The sequence below is a fragment of the Pseudoalteromonas sp. C2R02 genome, assembly GCF_018860845.1.
Taxonomy (GTDB): Bacteria; Pseudomonadota; Gammaproteobacteria; order Enterobacterales; family Alteromonadaceae; genus Pseudoalteromonas.
In genome coordinates, this window is record NZ_JAHKQC010000007.1 from 1 (window position 1) to 1,625 (window position 1,625).

The following is a 1,625-nucleotide window of genomic DNA, read 5'->3' on the forward strand; positions in this document are numbered from 1 at the left end:
TTTGGTCTTGTAGCTGCTTCGCAAATAGCTTCAGCATCATTGGCGTCATTTTTTTCATTTTGGCGATAGGGAATAACGAATTTAGACGCCATAATGCGAACATCATGACCGAGTTTAGAAAATTCTCTTGCCCAATAGTGAGCACCAGAGCAAGCTTCCATGGCAATAATACAAGGTGAAAGTTGTGTTATTTCCTCTAATAGCTTGTTTCTTTTGATAGTTTTTCGTAATTTACACTTGTCATGCTTATCAACACCGTGGATACTAAAAACTAATTTGGCTAAATCAATGCCAACAACTTTAATTAAAGACATATGGGCTCTCCATTATTTGACTGTTTGCACTTTCAATATGGCACAAATGCCAATTGGATGGGGAGTCCATATCATTCGTTAGCAAGCAAAGGAAGCTTTGGTGATATTAATACCCTATTGGTACTTTTTTAACTTTATTCGTTGCAAAAAGAAGTGTCCTGAAATCGACCCGCATAAAGATTCTATTCGAGTAATGGTTTTTCCTCTCGCATTGCTTTTTACTGCTTGCGTTCTCCAGATATTATTTCAATTCGATATTCTTAATTCGATATTACAGAATTGGCCTTATGATTATGGAAATGTACACAGCAAAAATTTCATAGCGCCGACATCTATTCTCTTTATTATTTGTTACTTGATAGCTCGTAAAACTCTAAGTTCAGATTACTTGCGTGGAAAGGTCTTCGATAAAGGTAAAGATCTATTCCAACTTGACGAGTCAAACTTAAAAGTACATTTCATTTTAATTGATATACTGATCTTTTACTTTATATTCATCGGTATCTTTATAGCTTTCGGCTTATTTAAAACGCTCTTAGTAGCCTTATTACCGCTAGTTTATTTAGAGTTCTGGATTAGAAAAAAGTTATTGAAAACCGCGAGTAATGCTTGCTAACAAGTTACTCAAAAGGACGCAAAACGCTTGGCTTACGCTCCTTCGTCGCTAATTTTAGCCAAGCATTTATGCGCCTATTAGTAAGGCGTTATACGATAAGGGGTTCTAGTGACAGATTGGTCATTAATACGAAAGCTTGTAAACACCGCAATCGATACTTGTGAAAATATCGAAAAGCTTGGTGTTGAAGAAACGGATAGAGGGGTGGTTGTAAATGACTCTATCACTATCAACGATTTTTTAATTAGCTCTTGGGTTGCACCTGAAAATTTGTCTAAAAAAGTCGTTTGTAAAAGTCACGATCTTGGCGTGGCAAAACCGTATACAGATGAACTTTCACGAACGATGTTATCAATTGGCTCTCTATGCTCTGAGTTAGTTAAATTAGAGAAAATTGATTCTAAATCCAAGCAAGCTACCGATCAGCATGAAACTTCAATTAAGGATGAAGTTGAAGCTTTGTGCAATTGGTATGAGAGGTATTGTTTACCTTCAATAGAGAGTGCTATAAAAGCTAAAAATAACTAGGAAAGCGTTGTAAATCGTATAACAAGCGCTTTAAACGGAACAAAAACAGTTGGTTAGGTTCCGCTTCGCTACACATTTTAACCAACAATTTTTGGCCTCTTAATGGGGCTACATGGACTCCCCGTTGTCAAGCAATAACACTTTTTGATAACAAGAAGATCTGACAG

Annotated in this window: 1 protein-coding gene and 1 pseudogene; one reads left to right on the top strand and one right to left on the bottom strand. The window is 36.3% G+C overall.

All coding sequences use genetic code 11. The features are described 5' to 3' along the window. Positions 1–314: pseudogene (locus KO527_RS00725) on the bottom strand (IS110 family transposase); the annotation flags it as partial. Between the two features lie 724 nt (positions 315–1,038). On the opposite strand from KO527_RS00725, the gene KO527_RS00730 reads away from it, so the two are divergent. Beyond that, positions 1,039–1,458, top strand: a complete 420-nt coding sequence (locus KO527_RS00730; RefSeq protein WP_216038498.1) for a hypothetical protein — start codon at positions 1,039–1,041, stop codon at positions 1,456–1,458. Positions 1,459–1,625: the final 167 nt, after the last annotated feature.